Genomic DNA, 22,827 nt, shown 5'->3' with positions numbered 1-22,827 from the left:
TTTACAGGGTCAGGCCAGTGTTGGAACGTATTGCAGTCATCGACTTTGAAACCACCGGCATCTCCCCGGGCCATAGCTGCCGGGCAACCGAGATTGCCGTGGTCATCATGGAGCAGGGGCGTATTGTCGAGCGCTTTCAGAGCCTGATGAATGCCGGAGTGCGTATTCCTGCGTTCATCGAAGGGTTGACCGGTATCAGCAACAACATGATTCGTACCGCCCCCAGCGCCGAACGGGTGATGGGCGATGTGGCAGATTTCGTCGGTGCCACGCCGCTGGTCGCGCACAATGCCTCGTTCGACCAGAAATTCTGGGACTACGAACTGTCGCGCATTCAGCGCAAGCGCGAACAGAGCTTTGCCTGTTCGATGCTGCTGGCCCGACGCCTGATGCCTGGCGCACCGAATCACAAGCTTGGCACGCTGACCAGCTACGCGCGCCTGCCCAATACCGGCAAGGCTCACCGGGCGATGGCCGATGCGGAAATGGCCGCCAACCTCACGGCGTATCTGACCAACGAACTGCGCAACACTCACGGCATCGCGTCAATCTCCCACCAGATGCTGTGTTCCCTTCAGAAAGTCCCCGCCGCCAAGATCGGCGAAACGCTCAAGCGTCAGCGCGGCTTCTGATCTTTTAGTGTTCCTGCTTGCCGTTGCTGGTCAGATAATCGGCCGGCAGGCTGCGTTCCACCGCTGTCGACAGCACGATTGAGGTTTTGCTGAAGCCAAACCTGGCGATCCGATTGATCAGGTCTTCCAGGTGCGGCATCGAATCCACCGCAGCCCTCATGATCACGCACGGGTCGCCCGTCACCCGGTAACACTGGATCAGCTCAGGGACCTGCCACAGCTCCTTGTACGCCTGTTGATTGCCGTGACTGCCCATGCGCAACTCGATCAGGCATTGAATCGGCAAACCGACCTTCGACAGATCGACCTTCGCTTCGTACCCGGTAATCACACCGCTCGCCTCAAGCTTGGCGACCCGCTCGGCCACAGCAGGGGCGGACAGGTTGACCAGTTTCGCCAGCTGCGCAAAAGACGCCCGGCCATTTTTCAGCAGCTCATCGAGCAGAATCCGATCGTATTTATCCAGCGTCATGACGTGCCTCGTGCTGTGCGATGGGTAATTTTAAAATAAAAGGAAAGCAGACCTTACAAGCATTGAATCGTAAGTTTCAGTGCGGTTTAAACAGGTTTTTCTGCTTAATATCCGCCTTAGGCCTTCATACAATAGGTCCACCATAACAATGATCCCAGAGCCTTGCCATGCCTCAGTCCGTTCGTATTTCGCCGTTGCTCATTGGTGCCTTTCTGGCCTTGTACCTGATCTGGGGCTCTACCTATCTGGTCATCCGTATCGGCGTGGAGTCATGGCCGCCGCTGATGATGGCTGGCGTGCGTTTTCTGATTGCCGGGTGCCTGATGTACGGCTTCCTGCGTTATCGCGGCGTGCCAGCACCGACCTGGCGCGAGTGGAAGGCGGCGTTTGTGATTGGCTTCCTGCTGTTGGCATGCGGTAATGGCGGTGTGACGCTGGCCGAACACGCAGGCGTAGCATCAGGCGTTGCGGCGCTGGCGGTGGCGACCATGCCGCTGTTTACCTTGCTGTTCGGCCTGTTCTGGGGCAACCGCACCACTAATCTGGAGTGGGCGGGCATCGTGCTGGGCCTGATCGGTATCGGTCTGCTGAATCTCGGTTCCAATCTGCAAGCCAGCCCTTATGGCGCTGCGCTGGTGCTCTTTGCCGCGGCGTCTTGGGCGTTCGGCTCTGTATTAAGCAAGCATATGCCGTTGCCCAAAGGTCCGATGGCCAGTGCGGCAGAAATGATCACTGCCGGCGCGACGCTGCTGATCGGCAGCACTTTGAGCGGCGAGCGCCTTGCGCACATGCCGACTGCAGCGGGCTGGGGCGCGCTGCTGTATCTGGTGGTGTTTGGCTCTATCGTCGCATTCAGCGCGTATATGTACCTGCTCAAGAATGTGCGCCCGGCAGCCGCAACCAGCTATGCCTACGTCAACCCGGCAGTGGCGGTGATGCTTGGCGTGGTGTTTGCGGGAGAGACAATCGGTATTGAAGAGTGCATGGCCATGGTGGTGATTATCAGCGCTGTGGTGCTGATTGGCCTGCCGCAATGGCGCAGGTCGGCGGTACGAAAGGTCGGATCGACACGCACAAGCTAACCGAGGCGGGCCGGACAGGTTAAACTGCGCGCCTTGCGTTGAATTTTTCCTACGGTATCTCCATGACATTCGCCTCTCTCGGCCTGATCGAACCCTTGCTGCGCGCCCTTGAAGCGCTCGGTTACCAGACTCCGACGCCTGTACAGACCCAGGCAATTCCTCCGGTACTGGCGGGCCGCGATCTGATGGCAGCTGCCCAGACCGGCACCGGCAAGACCGCAGGTTTTGCCTTGCCGCTGTTGCAGCGCCTGACCATGGAAGGGCCGAAAGTCGCGCCTAATTGCGTTCGCGCGCTGGTATTGGCCCCGACCCGCGAACTGGCCGATCAGGTTCACGAAAGCATTCGTCAGTATGCCGAGCACCTGCCGTTGAGCACTTACGCAGCCTACGGTGGCGTGAGCATCAACCCGCAAATGATGAAGCTGCGCAAGGGCGTGGACGTGCTGGTTGCGACACCGGGACGTCTACTCGACCTGCATCGTCAGAATGCAGTCAAGTTCTCGCAGTTGCAGACCCTGATCCTTGATGAAGCCGACCGCATGCTTGATCTGGGCTTTGCCGAGGAATTGCGTGGCATCTACGCGGTACTGCCCAAGCAGCGCCAGACCTTGCTGTTCTCCGCGACCTTTTCCGACGAAATTCGTCTGCTGGCCGCGCAGATGCTCAATGATCCGCTGACCATCGAGGTCAGCCCGCGCAACGTGGCGGCGTCGTCGGTCAAGCAATGGGTTGTGACCGTGGACAAGAAGCGCAAGGCTGATCTGTTCATCCATCTGATGAAAAAACATCGCTGGGGCCAGGTGCTGGTGTTCGCCAAGACCCGGGTTGGCGTTGATCAACTAGTGGACCGTTTGCAGGGTCTGGGTCTGAACGCTGATGGCATTCACGGCGACAAGCCGCAGGCTACTCGCCAGCGTGCGCTGGACCGCTTCAAGAGCAATGAAGTGAAGATTCTGGTTGCCACCGACGTGGCGGCTCGTGGTCTGGATATCGATGATCTGCCTACGGTCGTCAATCTGGACCTGCCGATTGTGGCCGAGGATTACATCCACCGTATTGGCCGCACCGGCCGGGCGGGGCTTACGGGCGAGGCGATCTCGCTGGTGTGTGCTGATGAAGTCGAACTGCTGTCGGCCATCGAAGTGCTGACCCGCCAGACCCTGGAGCGCAAGGAAGAACAGGACTTTGAGCCTGAGCACCGGGTGCCGACTACAGATGCCAGCGGCCAGATCCTGAAAAAGCCCAAGAAACCGAAAAAGCCCAAGGTCTCGGGCAGCAAACGTAACCTGGGCAAATGGGTCGACAGCGGCGAGTCAGAGCCTGCGCCAGCGGTCAAACCCGTACGTAAAGTGCCGGTCTTCAACACCGGCCCGCGCAAGAAGAAGCCGTGATCACGTGGGGGACAAGATCAGCGCGATTGCAGCCACTCCACCATCCCCAACCCCGCAGCGCGGCCGCTGGCGAAGCAGGCGGTCAGCAGGTAGCCGCCTGTAGGGGCTTCCCAGTCGAGCATTTCGCCTGCGCAGAACACGCCGGGCAATTGCCTGAGCATCAGACGTTCGTCCATGGCTTCGAAGGTCACGCCACCTGCGGTGCTGATGGCCTCATCGATGGGGCGTGGTTTGATCAGGGGCAGTGGCAACGCCTTGATGGCTTCACTCAACAACAGCGGATCGGCAAACGCTTCACGAGGCGCAAGTTCGCGTAAAAGCGCTGCCTTTGCGCCGTCCAGGCCCAATTGGCTGTGCAGGTGCTTGGACATCGAGCGCGAGCCACGTGGTTTGCTCAGGGCTTTTTGAATATCTGTCAGCGTTTTGCCGGGCAGCAGGTCAATGTCCACAATCGCCGAACCGTGAAGGTTGATCTGTTCACGAATCTGCGCCGACAGTGCATACACCAGGCTGCCTTCCACACCCGTCCCGGTCAGTACACATTCGCCCAAGCGCAGGGCATGGCCATGCAGGCCCATGGCGATGTTTTTCAACGGCGCACCGGCAAACTTGTCGCGCAGCAGGTCGCTCCAGGCGCTCACCTCGAAACCACAGTTGGCGGCCTGCAAAGGCGCAACCTCGACCTGCCTGGCTTGCAGCCATGGCAACCAGGCCCCGTCAGACCCCAGCCGCGCCCAACTGGCTCCGCCCAGCGCCAACAATGTGGCTGCCGGGTTGAGCGCCTTTTCGCCATCGGCGCAGGCAATGCGCAGGCTGCCATCAGCGTTCCAGCCCAGCCAGCGATGCCGCGTGTGAATCGTGACACCCGCATCACGCAGGCGCTTGAGCCAGGCGCGTAGCAGCGGTGCTGCTTTCATGTCAGTGGGGAACACACGGCCCGAGCTGCCGACAAACGTCTCGATACCCTGCGCATGAATCCACTGGCACAGCTCATCGGCACTAAAACTACGCAACAAAGGCGCGATCATCGGCGAACGTTCAGCGTAGCGCGACAGAAAAGCCGGGTAGGGCTCGGAGTGCGTTATGTTCATGCCGCCCACCCCGGCCAGCAGAAACTTGCGTCCTACTGAAGGCATGGCGTCATACAGATCGACGTTCAGCCCTGCCTGGCTCAACACCTCTGCTGCCATCAACCCCGCAGGGCCGCCTCCGATAATGGCGACGGTTCGGGAAGCAGGAGAGGCGAGGTCGGTCATGGTCAGCGAAGTATCGATAGCAGAGGAGGTGGGCATTCTACCCGAGCGTTGTTTTCAGGTGTGGTGCAACTCATTGGCTGCGACTGTGGTGAGGTGCAGCGCGCTGTCATAAGCCCATGTCGTCCCAGACCCGTTGCGCACTGTGATGCAGGATCCCGTGGCGTCTTGCCAGCGCCTGACGGTCCTTGCTGTAGCCGCCGCCGATCACGCCCATGACCGGAATGTCGCGGCTCAGGCAATGACGCAACACGGCTTCGTCGCGATTGGCCACGCCCTGATCGGTCAGTTGCAGATAGCCCAGCGCATCATCCTTGTGAACGTCCACTCCTGCGTCATACAGCACAAGATCCGGCTTGTAGAACGGCAACAGGTAGTTGAGCAGATCGTCGACCACGTTGAGGTAATCGGCGTCGCCCATCCCCATCGGCAGCGGGATATCCCAGTCGCTCTGCGCCTTGCGCGCCGGGAAGTTCTTTTCGCAGTGCAGCGAGACGGTAATGGCGTCCTCGGTATCGGCCAGAATACGCGCCGTACCGTCGCCTTGATGCACATCGCAGTCGAAGATAAGGACCTTGTCCACGCGGCCGCTTTGCAACAGGTACTGACTGATCACCGCCAGGTCGTTGAAAATGCAGAAACCGGCCGGGTAATCATAGTGCGCATGGTGGGTGCCGCCCGCCAGATGGCAGGCCATGCCGTGCTTCAAAGCCTGCTCGGCAGTCAGTAACGAACCACCCACGGCACGAACCGTGCGACGGGCCAGCGCCTCGCTCCATGGCAGGCCCAGACGCCGCTGGTCTTCACGGGACAGGTCGCCATTAAGGTAGCGGCTGATGTAGGACGGGTCATGAGCCAGCGCCAGAATGTCCGCCGGGCATAACTCGGGACGCATTAATTGAACGTCACTGGTCAGGCCGCTGTCGACCAAGTAGTCACGTAACAGACGGAACTTGTCCATCGGGAAGCGGTGATCCGCCGGGAAGTCCGGGCTGTAGTCTTCATGGTAGATAAGCGGTAGGGACATTTTGCGTCCGTTGACAGGTCGAAGCCCGATAGTGCCAGCAAAGCGTGCGCACGCCCAGTTGTCTGGCGCAGTGGATAACTACGCTGACGCCCACTTATGTCTCGTTACACGGGGGAATCGATGGAACCGATACTCAAGCTAGACAGCGCCCGGCTGCTGATGCGGCAGTGGCGCGACGATGATTTGCCAGCATTCGCCGAGATGTGCGCGGACCCGCGCGTGATGCGTTATTTCCCCGAACCGCTGAGCCGTCTTGAAAGCGCCGCCATGATCGGACGGTTACGTGGTCATTTTGCCGAATTGGGCTTCGGGTTTTGGGCGCTGGAGCGTAAGGATACCGGCGAATTCATCGGTTTTACCGGGCTGCATGTCGTGGGTTTCAAGGCATCTTTTACGCCGGCCGTGGAAATCGGCTGGCGGCTGGCTTATGACCACTGGGGCCTGGGCTTTGCCAGCGAGGCGGCATGGACCGCGCTGGGCTGTGGTTTCGAGCGCCTGAATTTGAAGGAGATCGTGTCGTTTACCGCGGTTAATAATCAGCCGTCGCAAAAAGTTATGCAGGCAATCGGTATGCAGCAGGATGAGTCCGGCAACTTCGATCATCCCAATCTGGATGACGGCCATCCGCTCAAGCCGCACGTGCTGTACCGGATCAGCCATGAGCAGTGGCTCAGGACGCTGAAGCCTTGATCAGGGTGTAGATTGAATTAGGCCAACCATCTTAAATCTGTATCATTCCATTCCAGTGGGATGGGCCAGAGGCCTGTCGGAAAATGCAGCGACTGCCGTTGCCGTAAAAGTGCAGAGTCGATGTGCAAGAGGAGTGAGAATGAGCCAAGTGCTGGATGATCTGGTTGAGTTGCTGACGCTGGAAGCCATTGAAGAGAACCTTTTTCGCGGCCGCAGCCAGGACCTGGGTTTTCGCCAGCTGTTTGGCGGTCAGGTGCTGGGGCAGTCGTTGTCTGCCGCCAGTCAGACCGTCGAAGAGGACCGCCACGTTCACTCGCTGCACGGCTATTTTCTGCGCCCTGGCGATGCAGGCCTGCCGGTGGTCTATCAAGTGGACCGCGTGCGCGACGGCGGCAGTTTCAGCACGCGCCGTGTGACTGCCATTCAGAAGGGCAAGCCGATTTTCACGTGCAGCGCCTCGTTTCAGTACGACGAAGAGGGCTTTGAGCACCAGGCGTCGATGCCGCAGATTGTCGGTCCGGAAAACCTGCCGTCCGAGCTAGAGCTGCTGACGGGCCGAGCACACCTGATTCCCGAAGCGATGCACGACAAGTTTCTGCGCCCCAAACCGATTCAGTTCCGCCCCGTGACATCCGAAGATCCGTACGATCCCAAGCCAGGCGAGCCGGTGAAGTACGTGTGGTTTCGCGCCGATGGCAGCCTGTCGGACGTGCAGGCGCTGCATCGTTACATGTTGGCTTATGCCTCCGACTTCAACCTGCTGACCACTTCGTTACGGCCGCATGGCAAGACGGTCTGGCAGCGCGATATGCAGGTCGCCAGCCTCGATCACTCGCTGTGGTTCCACAACGACCTGCGTACCGATGACTGGCTGCTCTATGCGATGGACAGTCCCTGGGCTGGCAACTCCCGCGGCTTCTCACGCGGCAGTATCTTCAACCGCGCCGGGCAACTGGTTGCATCGGTCAGCCAGGAAGGGCTGATCCGCCACCGTAAGGATTGGGCATGACACTCGACGGTATACGGCACTGGGTTTTCGACATGGATGGCACCCTGACCATCCCGGTCCATGACTTTCCGGCAATCAAGCGTGAACTGGGCATCCCTCAGGACCACGATATTCTGGGGCATCTTGCCGCGTTGCCCGCTGACGAGTCGGCGGCCAAGCATGCATGGCTGCTGGAACACGAACGGGAGCTGGCGCTGGCTTCGCAGCCAGCCGAGGGCGCGGTCGAACTGGTTCGTGAGTTGTCGGCGCGCGGTTATCGGTTGGGGATACTGACCCGTAACGCTCAAGAGCTCGCGTACATCACCTTGAAAGCCATCGGCCTGGCGGACTGCTTTGCTGTCGAGGATGTACTGGGCCGCGACGAAGCGACCCCCAAGCCGGATCCGGCGGGTTTGCTGAAACTGGCCAATCGCTGGAGTGTCGAGCCGGAGCAGATGGTCATGATCGGCGACTACATGCATGACCTGAACTGCGGCCGTGCGGCGGGCGCCAAGACCGTTCTGGTCAACCTGAAAGACAACCCCTGGCCTGAGCTGACGGACTGGCATGCCGTGGATTGCACTGTGCTACGCGGGATGTTGGGGTGAAGGCGGGAGGCTGACCCCGCCTATCGTGCCAATGCTCCGCGTTGGCATGCATTTCGTGACGCTCTGCGTCACAGCTCTGCGCAGCACTGCACACGCAGGATAGGACGCAGAGCGTCCGGACATGCATCCCCACGCGGAGCGTGGGGACGATAGTTATAGTGCTCGAGAGTCATCCAATCAAAACGGCTTGAACAACACCGCCTGACCCTCGGGCGAGGTGAAGATCCCGTCGCCGTTGTGGCCGACTTTCGGCACGATCACCAGGCGCTGGTTCAGCCCTTCAGGGTGGCGCTTCTTGAGGTAGTTGAAGTAGTTCTGGCCACGAATCAGGCGATACGCGCCTTGCGCTTCGGCGGCACAGGTCTTGTCCAGAGCAGGGTGGTTGCGATCGGTGTCCAGCTCGCCCATCAGGTAAGTGATGTCGCGCTTCACGTAATTCTTCTCGATGTCAGCCGGTTTTTCCTTGCCCGAATAGAACGGCATCTTGTTCAGACCGTATTTCCACTCATCGAAATCAGGGCAGCTCTGCGCCGTTACCGGTTCAGGCCGCTCTGCGTCGAAATAGGCATAGGACGACGGGTTGGCAATCACATAACGCAGCTTCACGCCTTCCCGCTGCAGCAGCGCATCTTCCTTGCCGCCGATCATCGCGTAGCGCTGCACCACCTGAGCACCACCGGAATGCCCGGCAATGACCACTTCTTTCAGATTCGGGAACAGCTTGCTGTCGCTCAGACGCTTGAGGATATGGTCCAGGACCAGAAACGAACTGACGGGCTTGGGATTGGTGGCGGTTGCGCCTTCCATCCAGCTGTTCTGGCGCCAGCGCAGAATCGACTCCGGCAGGTGATGCGCGACAATGTCCTTCTCATCCAGAAACTGCGGGGCGATCAGCAAGGTCTTGCTGCGCTCTTTGGATTGATTAGCGGCACGTTCGATGCTGCGCAGGTAAGTTTGCGCATTGCGCAGGCGGCCGTGCAGCACGATTACCGCGCGCTCGATCTTCGGCTTGGGGTGTACCCATTCCTGACTCAGCCCGAGTGTCGCCTCTGCACCATTGATGGCCAGGCGATCCGGACTGATAGACGTAACCGCTTGATCCTCGGCATGCGCCCCGAGGCTCGCGAAGGCAGTGCTCAACAACAGGACCAGAAGCGGTTTAATCATGTGTTCAGAGACTCTTGGCGGCGAATGTATCGCATTGATTGATTTGGCCTTGGGCAAAGCCTGCCTTGAACCAGCGTACACGCTGGGCAGACGTCCCATGAGTAAAGGAGTCCGGAGCGACTCGACCACTGCTTTGCTGTTGCAAGCGATCATCGCCGATAGCGTTGGCCGCATTCAATGCCTCTTCAATATCACCCGGCTCAAGCCAGTTCAAACGATTTTGTGCGTTGTACGCCCAAACACCTGCAAAGCAGTCCGCCTGAAGCTCCTGGCGGACCAGTAAACCGTTGGCACCTTCCATTTTTTGCCCGCCCTGACGAGCCTTGTCGACTTTGGCAGAAATGCCCAGCAGGGTCTGCACATGGTGCCCGACTTCGTGGGCGATCACGTAAGCCTGGGCGAAGTCTCCAGCGGCGGAAAAGCGTTGGGCCATTTCGCGGAAGAAGTCCATGTCCAGATAGACCTGCTGGTCAGCCGGGCAGTAGAACGGGCCGGTCGCCGAGGTGGCGCGACCGCATGCCGAGTTGACCTGGCCGCTGAACAGCACCAGCGTCGGGTCCTTGTACTCGCGACCGTTCTGAGCGAACACGGCGCGCCAGGTGTCTTCAGTGTCGCCGAGGATACTGCGTACGAATTCGGCTTGCTGGTCGTTGGCCGGTGGTGCCTGACGCGTTTGCGCGCTGGGTGGAGCGCTTTGCTCGGTGCTTTGCCCGGTCAGTTGCCCGAGGATCTGCATCGGGTCCTGTCCGGTCAGCAGGCCAATGGCAACGATGATCACAATGCCGCCCAGGCCCAGCCCCTTGCCACCGATGCGCATACCACCGCCGCCGCCACTGCTGCCGCCATCGCGCGCATCGACTACGTTGTCGCTACGTCGGCCTTTTTTCCAGAGCATGTCGGATCCCTCTTCTTTTCGTGCAATGAGTGTCGCTGCTGATACAGGTCTGCGCCAGTCTGGCGGTCCGGCCAGCGTGTGCAGGATGCGAGGGTATAGAGGTGCGAGAGCGCCGATTGGTTCGGGAAGTCCGTGTCTAGCTTTTCACGGGCTGCGCCTGCAACACGTCAGGCGGCGACGCATCGGCAAAACGGTCGACCTGCCGCAGCGATTTGAAGCACGTCATCCATGCGCCGACCACGCCCAATGTGCAGACGCCACCCATGATTGCCGCAGGTATGGCGCCGACCAGCGAGGCGCTGGTGCCTGCGCGAAACTCGCCCAGTTCATTGGATGAACCGATAAACAGCATGTTCACGGCATTGACCCGGCCGCGCATGTTGTCCGGCGTCGAAAACTGCACCAGCGCCGAGCGAATGAACACGCTGACCATGTCCGCCGCGCCCGCGACCAGCAGAGCCAGGCACGACAGCCAGAACAGTGTCGACAGTGCAAACACCAGATTCGCTACGCCGAACAGGCCGACGGCAAGAAACATGGTTATGCCGACGTTGCGCTGCAGCGGACGCATGCTCAGGTAAATACCGACGCCCAGTTCGCCCAGGCTCATCGACGCACGCAGCATGCCCAGCCCTTGGGGGCCCAGATGCAGCACTTCATGGGCATAGATCGGCAGCAGCGCTACCACGCCACCGAGCAGCACGGCGAACAGGTCCAGTGAAATGGTGCCGAGGATGATCGGTCGCGAGCGGATGAAGGCAATGCCCGCGGTGAACCGGCCCCAGGCGCTGGAGCCCAGTTCCACCGGTTTGCCGGCAAAGGGCGTCGCTACAGGGGCCAGAAACAGGATGCCAGCTATGAATGCTGCCACGCAGACTGAATACGTCAGCTCTGCGCCGCCCAGCCAGTACAGATAGCCGCCGATCAGCGGGCCGCCAACGGTCGAACAGCGCATGATCACGCTGTTGGTGGCAATGGCCGAGGGTAACTGATCACGCGGGACAATCTGCGGCAGCAGGCTTTGCAGCGCCGGCCCGGTGAAGGCGCGGGCGCAGCCGTAGAGCATCAGCGCGCCGTAGATCAGCCGCAGGTCTTGTAGCTTCAAGGCCGAGAACACAAACAGAATGGTGCCGCAGAATGCCTGCACGCCCCAACTGATCATCAGGATGACCTTGCGGTTGTAGCGGTCGATCAGGTCCCCGGCAGGCATCAACAGCAGCAACATGGGAATAAACTGAGCAAGGCCGACGTACGCCAGTGCCATTGGCTCGCGGGTCATGTCATAGACCTGCCAGGCGACCACCACTGCCTGAATCTGCATGGCAAACACTGCCATCAGGCGCGAGAGTATAAAACTGACGAAACCGGGCTGGCTGGACAACTTGACCGGGGCAGGGGCGGCGGAAGACTCAGAGCTCAAGAAAGGGATCCCATTGAAGCGGCTAATTCACGTTTTCGGTTTATACCTTAGCGTATCGATAGGAAGCTAATAAATATTCTGACAGTTTCGCCGTGACGGGCATGAAAGAATCTGCGCCGCGCCACATGTACAGGATAGGACGCGGAGCGTCCGGAACGGCATGCGACGCGGAGCGCCGCACGATAGTCGAGATAATCGTTCCTCACGCTCCAGCGTGGTAATGCCGTGGGTGACGCTCTGCGTCACAGATCTGCGCCGCGCCGCCTGTACAGGATAGGACGCGGAGCGTCCGGAACGGCATGCGACGCGGAGCGCCGCACGATAGTCGAGATAATCGTTCCTCACGCTCCAGCGTGGTAATGCCGTGGGTGACGCTCTGCGTCACAGATCTGCGCCGCGCCGCCTGTACAGGATAGGAGGCGGAGCGTCCGGAACGGCATGCGACGCGGAGCGCCGCACGATAGTCGAGATAATCGTTCCTCACGCTCCAGCGTGGTAATGCCGTGGGTGACGCTCTGCGTCACAGATCTGCGCCGCGCCGCCTGTACAGGATAGGAGGCGGAGCGTCCGGAACGGCATGCGACGCGGAGCGCCGCACGATAGTCGAGATAATCGTTCCTCACGCTCCAGCGTGGTAATGCCGTGGGTGACGCTCTGCGTCACAGATCTGCGCCGCGCCGCCTGTACAGGATAGGAGGCGGAGCGTCCGGAACGGCATGCGACGCGGAGCGCCGCACGATAGTCGGGATTATCGTTCCTCACGCTCCAGCGTGGTAATGCCGTGGGTGACGCTCTGCGTCACAGATCTGCGCCGCGCCGCCTGTACAGGATAGGACGCGGAGCGTCCGGAACGGCATGCGACGCAGAGCGCAGCACGATAGTCGAGATAATCGTTCCTCACGCTCCAGCGTGGTAATGCCGTGGGTAACGCTCTGCGTCACAGATCTGCGCCGCGCCGCCTGTACAGGATAGGACGCGGAGCGTCCGGAACGGCATGCGACGCGGAGCGCCGCACGATAGTCGAGATAATCGTTCCTCACGCTACAGCGTGGGAGTGCCGTGGGTAACGCTCTGCGTCACAGATCTGCGCCGCGCCGCCTGTACAGGATAGGACGCGGAGCGTCCGGAACGGCATGCGACGCAGAGCGTCGCACGATAGTCGGGATTATCGTTCCTCACGCTCCAGCGTGGTAATGCCGTGGGTGACGCTCTGCGTCACAGATCTGCGCCGCGCCGCCTGTTCAGGATAGGACGCAGAGCGTCCGGAACGGCATGCGACGCAGAGCGCCGCACGATAGTCGGGATTATCGTTCCTCACGCTCCAGCGTGGGAATGCCGTGGGTGACGCTCTGCGTCACAGGTCTGCGTCGCGCCGCATGTTCAGGATAGGACGCAGAGCATCCAGAACGGCATGCGACGCAGAGCGCCGCACGATAGTTAAGGTTATCGTTCCTCACGCTCCAGCGTGGGAATGCCGTGGGTGACGCTCCGCGTCACAGATCTGCGCCACGCCGCATGTTCAGGATAGGACGCAGAGCGTCCGGAACGGCATGCGACGCGGAGCGCCGCACGATAGTCGAGATAATCGTTCCTCACGCTCCAGCGTGGTAATGCCGTGGGTGACGCTCTGCGTCACAGGTCTGCGTCGCGCCGCATGTTCAGGATAGGACGCAGAGCGTCCAGAACGGCATGCGACGCAGAGCGCCGCACGATAGTGATATGCCTCAACGGCGAACCAGCAGTACACCCGATTCCATGTGGTGGGTGTATGGAAACTGGTCGAATAGGGCGCAGCGCTCGACCCGGTGTGTGTCGTGCAACTGGGCGATGTTGGCGGCGAGGGTTTCCGGGTTGCAGGAGATGTACAGAATGCGCTCGAAGCGGCGGGTCAGTTCGCAGGTGTCCGGGTCCATGCCGGCGCGTGGCGGGTCGACGAAGACGCTGCCGAAATCGTAGCTCTTCAGGTCCACACCGTGCAGACGGCGGAACGGGCGAACCTCGTTCAGTGCTTCGGTCAGCTCTTCAGCCGACAAACGCACCAGCGTGACGTTGTCCACGCCGTTGTCATCCAGGTTGCTCAGCGCGGCATTGACCGAAGTCTTGCTGATCTCGGTTGCCAATACCTTGCGCACGCGGGTGGCCAGCGGCAGGGTGAAGTTGCCGTTGCCGCAGTACAACTCCAGCAGATCGTCTTGCCGCTCGCCCAGCGCATCAAACGCCCAGTTGAGCATCTTGCCGTTCACCGTGCCGTTGGGCTGGGTGAACGCGCCTTCCGGTTGGCGGTAGCTGAAGGTGCGGCCAGCCACGTCGAGCTTCTCGGTCACGTAATCCTGGCCGATGATCAGCTTCTGGCCCTTGGAACGACCGATCAGGCTCACGTTCAGCTCAGCCGCCAATTGCTCGGCAGCGGCTTGCCATTCAGCGTCCAGCGGGCGGTGATAGCACATGGTGATCATCGCATCACCCGCCAGCGTGGTCAGGAAGTCCACCTGAAACAGCTTGTGATTCAACGTCGGGCTGGCTTCCCAGCGCTCGCGCAGCACCGGCATCAGCGCGTTGATGCGCTCGCTGGCGATCGGCAGGCCTTCCAGCAGGATCGGCGTTCGATTGTCGCCCGGCGCGAACATCGCGTAATAACGCTTTTGGTCTTCGCGCCACAGGCGAAATTCGGCGCGCAGCCGATAGTGCTCGCGCGGTGAATCAAACACCTGCGGCTCAGGTGCATCGAACGGCGCCAGCAACTCGCGCAGGCGAACGGTTTTTTCTTCGAGCTGACGGTCGTAGCTCGCAGGGTCGAAAGGAACACTCATGCGTTGAACCAGCCCAGCTTGATCACGAACAGGACAGACAGGATCACCAGCGCGGAATTCAGCTCGCGCCAGCGTCCCGACAACAGCTTGATCGCTGTCCAGGAAATGAAGCCAAAGGCAATGCCGTTGGCAATGGAGTAGGTGAACGGCATCGCCAGGGCAGTGATCACCACCGGCGCTGCGACGGTGATGTCGTCCCAGTCGATTTCAGCCATGCCGGACGCCATCAACACGGCGACGAACAGCAGCGCCGGTGCGGTGGCGAAGGCGGGCACGCTGCCGGCCAGCGGGGCGAAGAACAGCGCCAGCAGGAACAGCACGGCGACCACCACGGCAGTAAGACCGGTGCGCCCACCGGCGCTGACGCCCGCAGCCGATTCGATGTAGCTGGTGGTGGTCGAGGTGCCTAGCAGGGAACCGGCCATCGCGGCAGTACTGTCGGCGATCAGCGCACGGCCCATTTTCGGCATGTGCCCGTCCTTGCCCATCAGCCCGGCGCGTTTGGCCACGCCGATCAGGGTGCCGGAGTTATCGAAGATATCGACGAACAGGAAGGCGAAGATGATGCTCACCAAACCAACGTCCAGCGCACCCATGATGTCCAGTTGCATGAACGTGGGTGCCAGCGAAGGCGGCATCGACACCACACCGCCAAACGGCGAGAAGCCCAAGGCGATGGACACCAGGGTGACCGCGAGGATGCCGATCAGCACGGCGCCGCGCACTTTGAGGTAATCCAGGGCCACGATCAAAAAGAAGCCCAGCGTCGCAAGTACGGGGGCTGGCTGTTTGAGATCGCCCATGCCGACCATGGTCACCGGGTTACTGACCACGATTCCGGCGTTATGCAGGGCGATCAGCGCCAGAAACAGGCCGATACCGGCGGCAATGGCCGAACGCAGGGGCAGGGGAATGCTGTTGATGATCCATTCACGGATGCGAAAGATCGACAGAATGAAGAACATCACCGCCGAGATGAACACTGCACCCAGCGCGACCTGCCAAGTGTGGCCCATGTGCAGGACCACGGTGTAGGTAAAGAAGGCGTTCAGGCCCATGCCCGGAGCGAGGGCGATAGGGTAGTTGGCGATCAGGCCCATCACCGTCGAGCCGATGGCGGCTGCCAGACAGGTGGCGACGAATACCGCGCCTTTATCCATGCCGGTTTCGCCGAGGATGCTCGGGTTGACGAACAGGATGTAAGCCATCGCCAGGAAAGTCGTGACGCCCGCAAGAATCTCGGTCCGCACGTTGGTGTTGTGTGCCTTGAGTTGAAACAGCCTTTCCAGCATGTCTGGCTCTCCGTGACGCGGCGCGCGTCGTGAATGATCGACTCCAGCAGCAATGCACAGACTGCAGGGCAGCCCGTTTGATTTTTGCGGGTCGGAAAAAGCCGCGCATCATACCAGCAGCTTGGCGGGATGGCTGCCTGTGGATGACTGCCTTTCGATGACAAGTACGCTCATCAAGAAAGCCTGAACGTTGCAAACCTCGCGAAGTCCCACCCCTTAAGACGCATAAAAAGTGCGCTAAGCGACCGCCTACCGTGAGGTTTCCATGAGTGCAACGACCCCGAACCCGAAGGATTTCGCGACCCACGCGATCTCTCTTACCCTGAACGGGCAGCAGCGCCAGCTGGACGTGCTGCCCTGGACCACCCTGCTGGACCTGCTGCGTGATCAGCTTGACCTGGTCGGCACCAAGAAAGGCTGCGACCACGGCCAGTGTGGTGCATGCACCGTACTGCGTGATGGTACGCGCATCAATGCCTGCCTGACGCTGGCGATCATGTGCGACGGTGCCGAGCTGACCACCATTGAAGGCCTGGCTGATGGCGACCAGTTGCACCCCATGCAGCAGGCGTTCATCAAGAACGATGCGTTCCAGTGCGGCTACTGCACGCCCGGGCAGATCTGCTCGGCTGTCGGGCTTGCCAATGAAGGTCGCGCCAGCACGCGTGCCGAGATTCAGGAACTGATGAGCGGTAACCTGTGCCGCTGCGGTGCCTACAGCAATATTCTCGCCGCCGTCGAAGAGGCGTTGCCACAGTTCCACAATGCGGCGCCGAAGCCGGAGGTGAACGCATGAATCCGTTTACCTACAGCAAGCCGACCGACATCACCGCAGCGGTCAACCTGAGCGGCCCGGCCACGCGCTTCATTGCGGGCGGCACCAACCTGCTCGACCTGATGAAAGAAAACGTCGCGACGCCCGAGCACCTGATCGACATCACCGGCCTGCCTTTAAGGGATGTCACTGAAACCGCGTCGGGCGGTCTGATGATCGGTGCGTTGGTCAGCAACGCCGACCTCGCGTATCACCCGTTGATCGAAGCGCGGTACCCGTTGCTGAGCAAAGCCGTACTGGCCGGTGCCTCGCCACAGTTGCGCAATATGGCCAGCACTGGCGGCAACCTGTTGCAACGGACCCGTTGCTATTACTTCTATGACACCGGTGTTCCGTGCAACAAGCGTGAACCGGGTAGCGGCTGCCCGGCGCGTGAAGGTCTGAACCGTATTCACGCAATCCTCGGTGCCAGTGACGATTGTGTCGCCACGCATCCATCCGATATGTGCGTTGCCCTCGCTGCGCTGGAGGCTGTGGTGCATGTCGAAGGACGTGCCGGTCGTCGCACCATAGAGTTCGCGGATTTCCACCGCCTGCCGGGTGATGCGCCGCAACGCGACAATCAATTGGCCGATGATGAGTTGATCATCGCGGTCGAGCTGCCTGCACAGGGCTTTGCCAGTCACAACGCTTATCTGAAGATTCGTGACCGTGCGTCCTATGCGTTTGCCCTGGTATCGGTCGCTGCTGCCATCGATCTGGACGGTGACGTGGTACGCGACGTGCGTCTGGCGCTGGGTGGTGTCGCGCACAAGCCATGGCGCGACAAGGCGGTCGAAGCGCTGCTGATCGGTAAACCGGTCACTCGCGAGAACTTCGCCGCTGCGGCAGACGCCATGCTTGAGCACGCGCAGCCTCTTGAACATAACGGTTTCAAAGTCAGGCTGGCGCGCCGCGCGATCATTCGCGCCTTGAGCGACGCAGCAACAGGAGGGAGCGCCCAATGAACCAGCCATTTTCGCCAATGGGCAAGCCGGTGGACCGCGTCGACGGCCAACTGAAAGTGACAGGCGGCGCGCGCTACGCCGGTGAGTACCCTGAAGAAGGGCTGCTGTATGCCAGCGTGGTCTCCAGCACCATCGCCAACGGGCGCGTCGCCAGCATCGATACGAGCGAGGCAATGAAGGTTCCGGGTGTGGTCGCTGTTATCGATCATACCAATCGACCGTGGCTGGCCAGTTACGACGAAAACTATGAGGACGCCGATTCGGCTGACGGTTCGCCGTTTCGTCCTTTTTACAACGACAACGTGATGTACAGCGGCCAGCCACTGGCGCTGGTCGTTGCCGATACGCTGGAACTGGCGCGGCATGCGGGCTCGCTGGTGCGTATCGAATACGAGCAGCAGGAGCACCAGACCGATCTTCAGGCCATGCTCGACACCGCCTATGACGCGCCTGCCGAATTGCCGCCGCCGCGTGGCAACTTTGAGGGTGAACTGGCCAGCTCTGCGCTGAGTGTGGACGTGACGTACAGCACGCCCAGCGAATACCACAACCCGATGGAGCCGCACGCGTCGACAGTCCTGTATCAGGCCGACGGCAGCTTGCAGATTCACGACAAGACCCAGGGTACGCAGAACTGTCAGGACTACCTGCACAAGGTCTTCGGTCTGGAAAAGGACAAGATCCGCGTGCTGGCAGCCTTTGTCGGCGGTGCCTTCGGTTCAGGCCTGCGCCCGCAATATCAGCTGCCATTGGCGGTGATGGCGGCGTTGCATCTGAAGCGCTCGGTGCGCCTGACGCTGACTCGACAACAGATGTTCACCTTCGGCTATCGCCCGCGCACCGTGCAGCGCTTGCGTCTGGGGGCGGCTGCCAACGGTCGTCTGTTGGCCATTGGACATGAAGCCATCGGTCAGACTTCGCGTTTCGAGGACTTCAGCGAGCATGTTGTCGAGTGGAGCGGCATGCTCTATCACTGCGATAACGTGCAACTGACCTACAAACTGGTGCCGCTCGACGTGTTCACGCCGTTGGATATGCGTGCGCCGGGCGCTGCATTGGGCATGATTGGTCTGGAGTGCGCCATGGACGAGCTGGCCTGTGCGCTGGCCATCGATCCTGTGCGTCTGCGCCTGACCAATTACGCCGAACGCAACGGTAATGAAGACAAGCCTTACTCCAGCAAAGAATTGCGTGAGTGCTATCGCCAGGGTGCCGAGCGTTTTGGTTGGGAAAGTCGCAACCCCGAGCCGCGCAGCATGCGTCAAGGTCGCCAACTCGTCGGTTGGGGCATGGCGGGCGGTGTCTGGGAAGCCATGCAAATGAAAGCCAGCGCCAAGGCGCGTCTTGAGGCTGATGGCACTTTGGTGGTCAGCAGTGCCACGACCGACATCGGCACGGGGACGTACACCGTGATGACGCAGATCGCTGCTGAGGCTTCGGGCATCGATGTGGAGAATGTCACCTTTCTGTTGGGCGACTCTTCGTTGCCGACCGCGCCTTTGCAGGGCGGCTCGTTTACCGTGTCTTCAGTGGGTACAGCGGTGCAGCAGGCGTGTCAGGCCTTGCAGCGTCAGGTGCTGGAAGTGGCCAAAGGGCTGCATCCGCAGTTTGCGTCTGTTACGCCGGATGAAGCTCGCTTTGAATCAGGCAAGCTGTACCTTGGCGATCAGGTGCTGTCGATGGCAGAACTGGCAGCGTCTCAGGCTCACGGTGTCATTGAGGTGCAAGTCGACGCCGAACCGGACAAGAAGCGTGAAGCCTACGCAGCGGCGACGCACTCGGCGGTATTCGTCGAAGTGCTGGTCGACGAGGACCTGGGCACGATCAAGGTCAATCGCGTGGTCAGTGCCGTGGCGGCGGGCAGGGTCGTGAACCCGAAGATGGCGCGCAGCCAGATTCTGGGCGGTGTTGTCTGGGGGATGGGCATGGCGCTTCAGGAAGAGGCGATGCTCGATCACACCCTGGGTCGCCCGATGAACCACAGCCTGGCCGAGTACCATATTCCGGTTAATGCTGATATCGGCGACATTGACGTGCTGTTTGTCGAAGAACACGACGAGATCGTCAACGCGCTGGGTTCCAAAGGCGTCGGCGAGATCGGCATTGTGGGCGTACCGGCAGCGATTGCCAACGCGATCTACCACGCCACCGGCAAGCGGATACGCGAGTTTCCGATCACGCTGGACAAGTTGTTGTAACCGCGCGCGCAAATCCAACGGCCTATCATGCCAATGCTCTGCATTGGCATGCAGTGCGTGACGCTCTACATCCTCCTGCGCAGGCAGTGCGGCGCAGGGGTGACGCGGAGCGTCACGAACGGCATTCCCACGCGGAGCGTGAGGAACGATAGGTGCCCGGAAGGACTCCGCATCTGCAAGCGCTGTGCAGGTGAGACAACCCGCCACGCGACAATAGACCACACGGCTCAAGCGGCTGAACAGGACTACTCTTTCATGGTCGATTGATCTGCATCATTGCGTTCAGGCAGTGATCAGTGCTTCGGCCAGCGTTTTCGCCATTGGAAACGCCAGAATAAAGAAACATAAGCACTCATTACCGTGGGAGCAATCGTTGTTGGCTCACAGCCGGCAACAGGTTTCATCTGAGAGAGGAACATATTATGTTCGGTTTAGAGGCTATAGATCTCGCCCGAATTCAGTTCGCATTCACCATTTCGTTTCACATCCTGTTCCCTGCCATCACTATTGGTCTGGCAAGCTACCTGGCTGTGCTCGAAGGTCTGTGGCTGAAGACCCGCGATGACGTCTACCGTGACCTGTACCACTTCTGGTCGAAGATCTTTGCCGTCAACTTCGGCATGGGCGTGGTCTCCGGACTGGTCATGGCCTATCAATTCGGCACCAACTGGAGCCGCTTCTCTGACTTTGCAGGTGCTGTTACCGGCCCGTTGCTGACCTACGAGGTACTGACCGCCTTCTTCCTGGAAGCGGGTTTCCTCGGCGTCATGCTGTTCGGCTGGAACCGTGTCGGCCGTAAGCTGCACTTCTTTTCCACGGTGATGGTTGCCATTGGCACGCTGATCTCCACGTTCTGGATTCTGTCGTCCAACAGCTGGATGCAGACGCCGCAAGGTTTCGAGATCATCGACGGCCGTGTCATTCCGACCGACTGGTTCGCGGTGGTCTTCAACCCCTCGTTCCCGTACCGCCTGACGCACATGGCCATCGCCGCGTTCGTGGCAACTGCGTTCTTCGTCGGCTCGTCGGCTGCCTGGCACCTGTTGCGCGGTCGCGATACACCCGCCGTGCGCAAGATGCTTTCGATGGCCATGTGGATGGCGTTGCTGGTTGCGCCGATTCAGGCAGTGGTCGGCGACTTCCACGGTCTGAACACGCTCAAGCATCAGCCCGCGAAGATCGCGGCCATCGAAGGTCACTGGGAGAACGTCGGTGACGAACCGACCCCGCTGATCCTGTTCGGCATTCCCGACATGAAGGAAGAGCGGACCAAGTTTGCGGTGGAAATTCCGTACCTGGGCAGCCTGATCCTGACTCACAGTCTCGACAAGCAGGTGCCGGCGCTCAAGGAGTTCAAGCCTGAGGATCGCCCTAACTCGACAATCGTGTTCTGGTCGTTCCGGGTCATGGTCGCCCTCGGCATGCTGATGATCTTCACCGGCCTATGGAGCCTGTGGTTGCGCAAGCGCGGCACGCTGTATAACTCGCGTCCGTTCCTGTACCTGGCGTTGTGGATGGGGCCGTCTGGCCTGATCGCGATTCTCGCCGGCTGGTTCACCACCGAGATAGGCCGTCAGCCGTGGGTCGTGTATGGCTTGCTGCGCACCGCCGATGCATCGTCCGGCCACAGCGTGGCGCAGATGAGCATCACCCTGGTGCTGTTCGTGGTCGTCTACTTCGTGCTGTTCGGTGCAGGTCTTGGCTACATGATGCGTCTGGTTCGCAAAGGGCCGAAAGCCTACGTCGAACATGTGCCTCACGGTGGTCCCGGCCAGCAACGCACTCCGGCCCGTCCTCTCTCCGCTGCTGTTGAAGGCGAAGAAGATGGCGACCATCCTGACCGTCTCGGCAAGGGGATTTAAGCCATGGGTATCGATCTTCCGCTGATCTGGGCCATCATCATCGTCTTCGGCATCATGATGTACGTGGTGATGGACGGCTTCGATCTGGGCATCGGGATTCTCTTCCCGTTCATGAAAGACAGTTCCGACCGTGACGTGATGATGAATACCGTCGCGCCGGTCTGGGACGGCAACGAGACCTGGCTGGTGCTGGGCGGTGCGGCACTGTTCGGTGCATTCCCGCTGGCCTACTCGGTGGTCTTGTCTGCGCTGTACCTGCCGCTGATGTTCATGCTCATGGGCCTGATCTTTCGCGGCGTGGCGTTCGAGTTTCGCTTCAAGGCGACCGAACAGAAACGCCACCTCTGGGACAAGGCGTTCATTGGCGGTTCACTGGCTGCAACCTTCTTTCAGGGCGTTGCACTGGGCGCCTACATTGAAGGCATTCCGGTGGTCAATCGCCAGTTCGCAGGCGGTTCACTGGACTGGCTCTCGCCGTTTCCGATGTTCTGCGGCCTGGCCCTGATCGTCGCCTATGCACTGCTGGGCTGTACCTGGCTGATCATGAAAACCGAAGGTTCGCTGCAGAAGGCGATGCATGATCTGGCCCGCCCTCTGGCACTGGCCGTGCTCGCGGTCATGGCGGTGGTCAGCCTGTGGACGCCGCTGGCCCATGCGGACATTGCCCATCGCTGGTTCAGCATGCCCAATCTGCTGTGGTTCATGCCGGTGCCGGTGCTGGTGCTGGTGACTATGTACGGTCTGTTCAAGGCGGTGGCCCGCAATGCCCACTACACGCCGTTCCTGCTGACGCTGTTGCTGATATTCCTGGGTTACAGCGGGCTGGGCATCAGCCTGTGGCCAAACATCATTCCGCCTTCGGTAACGATCTGGGCAGCCGCAGCGCCGCCGCAGAGCCAGGGCTTCATGCTGGTCGGCACGCTGTTCATCATTCCGTTCATCCTGGGCTACACCTTCTGGAGCTACTACGTATTCCGCGGCAAGGTGACGGCTGCAGACGGTTATCACTAGTTCGAACCGAGGAGATTGACGATGTCTGGTAAAAATTCCATGCACGATCCTGATCCGGCGCTGAGCAAGCCGCTCTGGCAACGACTGGCCTGGCTGGTCGGGATCTGGGCGGGCAGCGTATTTGCGCTGTTCATCGTAGCCAGCCTGATGCGCATGTTCATGAGCGCAGCGGGCCTGACGACACACTGATTCCGAATTCCCGTTCGTGTCTGCGGACACGTTTTGCGACCCTCTTGCCACCCGCTGG

At 60.5% G+C, this 22,827-nt stretch carries 20 protein-coding genes; 12 read left to right on the top strand and 8 right to left on the bottom strand.

What is annotated here, in order from left to right:
• Positions 1 to 20 precede the first annotated feature (20 nt).
• Positions 21 to 632, top strand: a complete 612-nt coding sequence (locus KP808_RS21545) for a 3'-5' exonuclease (protein ID WP_044321051.1) — start codon at positions 21 to 23, stop codon at positions 630 to 632.
• Positions 633 to 636: 4 nt separating this feature from the next.
• Here KP808_RS21545 and KP808_RS21540 read toward each other — a convergent pair whose 3' ends face one another.
• Positions 637 to 1,104 carry an Lrp/AsnC family transcriptional regulator gene (locus tag KP808_RS21540; RefSeq protein WP_002555257.1) on the bottom strand — a complete coding sequence of 156 codons (468 nt, stop codon included), beginning with the start codon at positions 1,102 to 1,104 and terminating at the stop codon, positions 637 to 639.
• 167 nt (positions 1,105 to 1,271) lie between these two features.
• Here KP808_RS21540 and yedA point away from each other — a divergent pair, with 167 nt between their 5' ends.
• Positions 1,272 to 2,186, top strand: a complete 915-nt coding sequence (gene yedA, locus KP808_RS21535; RefSeq protein ID WP_230016843.1) for a drug/metabolite exporter YedA — start codon at positions 1,272 to 1,274, stop codon at positions 2,184 to 2,186.
• 62 nt (positions 2,187 to 2,248) lie between these two features.
• Complete coding sequence (locus KP808_RS21530) at positions 2,249 to 3,577, top strand: DEAD/DEAH box helicase (protein WP_010193188.1); 1,329 nt, start codon at positions 2,249 to 2,251, stop codon at positions 3,575 to 3,577.
• Between the two features lie 17 nt (positions 3,578 to 3,594).
• On the opposite strand, the gene KP808_RS21525 is transcribed toward KP808_RS21530, so the two are convergent.
• Positions 3,595 to 4,833, bottom strand: a complete 1,239-nt coding sequence (locus KP808_RS21525; RefSeq protein ID WP_230018944.1) for a TIGR03862 family flavoprotein — start codon at positions 4,831 to 4,833, stop codon at positions 3,595 to 3,597.
• 106 nt (positions 4,834 to 4,939) lie between these two features.
• A complete protein-coding gene (locus KP808_RS21520; RefSeq protein ID WP_002555253.1) occupies positions 4,940 to 5,857 on the bottom strand; it encodes a histone deacetylase family protein in 918 nt (305 codons plus the stop codon).
• 120 nt (positions 5,858 to 5,977) lie between these two features.
• On the opposite strand from KP808_RS21520, the gene KP808_RS21515 reads away from it, so the two are divergent.
• The 3 genes from KP808_RS21515 (at position 5,978) to KP808_RS21505 (ending at position 8,143) form a co-directional block, all read left to right on the top strand.
• Positions 5,978 to 6,547 (top strand): GNAT family N-acetyltransferase, encoded by a 570-nt coding sequence (locus KP808_RS21515; protein WP_044322982.1) that lies wholly within the window; start codon positions 5,978 to 5,980, stop codon positions 6,545 to 6,547.
• A gap of 139 nt (positions 6,548 to 6,686) precedes the next feature.
• A complete protein-coding gene (gene tesB, locus KP808_RS21510) occupies positions 6,687 to 7,556 on the top strand; it encodes an acyl-CoA thioesterase II (RefSeq protein ID WP_044322981.1) in 870 nt (289 codons plus the stop codon).
• Positions 7,553 to 8,143 (top strand): HAD family hydrolase, encoded by a 591-nt coding sequence (locus KP808_RS21505; RefSeq protein ID WP_058402578.1) that lies wholly within the window; start codon positions 7,553 to 7,555, stop codon positions 8,141 to 8,143. The genes tesB and KP808_RS21505 overlap by 4 nt, the downstream gene beginning before the upstream one ends.
• A 177-nt stretch (positions 8,144 to 8,320) precedes the next feature.
• Here the strand turns inward: KP808_RS21505 and KP808_RS21500 are convergent, their stop codons facing one another.
• The 5 genes from KP808_RS21500 to KP808_RS21480 form a co-directional block, all read right to left on the bottom strand.
• Positions 8,321 to 9,310 carry a hypothetical protein gene (locus KP808_RS21500; RefSeq protein ID WP_004655548.1) on the bottom strand — a complete coding sequence of 330 codons (990 nt, stop codon included), beginning with the start codon at positions 9,308 to 9,310 and terminating at the stop codon, positions 8,321 to 8,323.
• Between the two features lie 4 nt (positions 9,311 to 9,314).
• On the bottom strand, positions 9,315 to 10,205 hold the full coding sequence (ypfJ, locus tag KP808_RS21495) for a KPN_02809 family neutral zinc metallopeptidase (RefSeq protein ID WP_058402577.1): 891 nt from the start codon (positions 10,203 to 10,205) through the stop codon (positions 9,315 to 9,317).
• A gap of 136 nt (positions 10,206 to 10,341) precedes the next feature.
• On the bottom strand, positions 10,342 to 11,625 hold the full coding sequence (locus KP808_RS21490; RefSeq protein WP_122259676.1) for an MFS transporter: 1,284 nt from the start codon (positions 11,623 to 11,625) through the stop codon (positions 10,342 to 10,344).
• Between the two features lie 1,724 nt (positions 11,626 to 13,349).
• Positions 13,350 to 14,435, bottom strand: coding sequence for a tRNA (uridine(54)-C5)-methyltransferase TrmA (trmA, locus tag KP808_RS21485; protein WP_004666256.1), 1,086 nt, complete (start codon positions 14,433 to 14,435; stop codon positions 13,350 to 13,352).
• Positions 14,432 to 15,727: an NCS2 family permease gene (locus KP808_RS21480; RefSeq protein ID WP_230016840.1), complete on the bottom strand. Its 1,296-nt coding sequence runs from the start codon at positions 15,725 to 15,727 to the stop codon at positions 14,432 to 14,434. Before KP808_RS21480 ends, trmA begins: the two co-directional genes overlap by 4 nt.
• Positions 15,728 to 15,992: 265 nt before the next feature.
• Here KP808_RS21480 and KP808_RS21475 point away from each other — a divergent pair, with 265 nt between their 5' ends.
• The 6 genes from KP808_RS21475 to KP808_RS21450 all read left to right on the top strand — a co-directional run bounded on the left by KP808_RS21475 (position 15,993) and on the right by KP808_RS21450 (position 22,769).
• A complete protein-coding gene (locus KP808_RS21475) occupies positions 15,993 to 16,523 on the top strand; it encodes a (2Fe-2S)-binding protein (RefSeq protein WP_002555244.1) in 531 nt (176 codons plus the stop codon).
• Positions 16,520 to 17,509 carry an FAD binding domain-containing protein gene (locus KP808_RS21470; RefSeq protein WP_230016837.1) on the top strand — a complete coding sequence of 330 codons (990 nt, stop codon included), beginning with the start codon at positions 16,520 to 16,522 and terminating at the stop codon, positions 17,507 to 17,509. The genes KP808_RS21475 and KP808_RS21470 overlap by 4 nt, the downstream gene beginning before the upstream one ends.
• Complete coding sequence (locus KP808_RS21465) at positions 17,506 to 19,707, top strand: xanthine dehydrogenase family protein molybdopterin-binding subunit (RefSeq protein WP_230016836.1); 2,202 nt, start codon at positions 17,506 to 17,508, stop codon at positions 19,705 to 19,707. The genes KP808_RS21470 and KP808_RS21465 overlap by 4 nt, the downstream gene beginning before the upstream one ends.
• A gap of 422 nt (positions 19,708 to 20,129) precedes the next feature.
• Positions 20,130 to 21,569, top strand: coding sequence for a cytochrome ubiquinol oxidase subunit I (locus KP808_RS21460; RefSeq protein WP_058401880.1), 1,440 nt, complete (start codon positions 20,130 to 20,132; stop codon positions 21,567 to 21,569).
• Between the two features lie 3 nt (positions 21,570 to 21,572).
• Positions 21,573 to 22,580, top strand: coding sequence for a cytochrome d ubiquinol oxidase subunit II (gene cydB, locus KP808_RS21455; RefSeq protein WP_058401879.1), 1,008 nt, complete (start codon positions 21,573 to 21,575; stop codon positions 22,578 to 22,580).
• Between the two features lie 21 nt (positions 22,581 to 22,601).
• On the top strand, positions 22,602 to 22,769 hold the full coding sequence (locus KP808_RS21450; protein WP_002555239.1) for a DUF2474 domain-containing protein: 168 nt from the start codon (positions 22,602 to 22,604) through the stop codon (positions 22,767 to 22,769).
• Positions 22,770 to 22,827: the final 58 nt, after the last annotated feature.

Origin of the sequence: Pseudomonas savastanoi, from assembly GCF_020917325.1 — a bacterium.
Classification (GTDB): domain Bacteria; phylum Pseudomonadota; class Gammaproteobacteria; order Pseudomonadales; family Pseudomonadaceae; genus Aquipseudomonas; species Aquipseudomonas amygdali.
The sequence above is the reverse complement of the archived record's forward strand: the minus strand, read 5'-3'. Positions and strand labels throughout refer to the sequence as shown.